Origin of the sequence: Vibrio sp. M260121, from assembly GCF_036533715.1 — a bacterium.
GTDB lineage: Bacteria > Pseudomonadota > Gammaproteobacteria > Enterobacterales > Vibrionaceae > Vibrio.
In genome coordinates, this window is the sequence record NZ_JATABF010000106.1 from 1 (window position 1) to 1,054 (window position 1,054).

1 protein-coding gene is annotated in these 1,054 nt (G+C 47.2%); it reads left to right on the forward strand.

Translation table 11 applies throughout. The features are described 5' to 3' along the window. Positions 1–79 precede the first annotated feature (79 nt). On the forward strand, positions 80–1,000 hold the full coding sequence (locus tag QTO06_RS25280) for an IS5-like element ISVa2 family transposase (protein ID WP_010446562.1): 921 nt from the start codon (positions 80–82) through the stop codon (positions 998–1,000). Positions 1,001–1,054 lie beyond the last annotated feature (54 nt).

Consider the following 1,054-nt stretch of genomic DNA (forward strand, 5'->3'; position numbering starts at 1 on the left):
GGCTTTGTTGCGTAATTCGATGGAACTAAATCAAGAAACTACGATCTGAGCGGCTACGCCCATCAATCGTCGTAGCCTCATGCCTAAACCTCGTTACAAAACAACTAACTGGAAGCAGTACAATAAATCCTTAATCAACCGTGGTTCTCTGACCTTTTGGATTGATGAGGAAGCGATAGCTGAGTGGAAGCAAAACAAACAAGGCAAGCGTGGTAGACCTCGCCGATTCAGCGACTTAGCCATTACTACCGCACTGATGGTGAAACGCGTTTTCTCTATGCCCTTGAGAGCGCTGCAAGGTTTTCTAGACTCCGTATTTAAGCTGGCTAACATCCCGCTTGTTTGCCCGCACTACACCTGTATAAGCCGCCGAGCTAAGGAAGTTGAAGTTTCATTTAAAACCAAAACCAGAGGAGCAATACAACATCTGGCCATTGATGCCACTGGCCTCAAGGTTTATGGCGAAGGTGAATGGAAGGTCAAGAAGCATGGAACTGATGGGAAGCGAAGAGTCTGGCGTAAGCTGCATATCGCGGTAGATACAAGCACCCACGAAATAGTCGCAGCAGAGCTGAGCTTATCTAACGTAACTGATGCCGAAGTGCTCCCCAACTTACTCAAGCAAACACGTCGTAAAATCATTGAGATATCAGGCGATGGCGCTTATGACACAAGGAATTGCCATGATGCCATACGGATCAAGCGAGCTGTTCCGCTCATCCCGCCAAGAGAAGGAGCAGCCTTCTGGGAACAAGGGCATCCTCGTAACTTAGCGGTAGGTTGCCAGAAGCTCTACGGCTCCAACAAGAAGTGGAAAAAGCGGTATGGCTATCATAAGCGCTCTCTGTCAGAGACCGCAATGTACCGAGTAAAACAGTTGCTAGGTGGGAAATTAAGTCTAAGAAATTACAACGCTCAGGTTGGCGAGACTTACGCCATGATCAAAGCACTGAACAAACTTACAGGGCTTGGTATGCCTGAAACTCAGTATATTGTATAACAGTCGCTCAACTTTAGGAGGTTTGGTTTCTCGTCTGAATTACGCAACAAAGCC

What these genes read in the sequence shown, in the direction of transcription:
- QTO06_RS25280 (WP_010446562.1), top strand. Translation starts at nt 80, where the DNA reads ATGCCTAAACCTCGTTACAAAACAACTAACTGGAAGCAGTACAATAAA.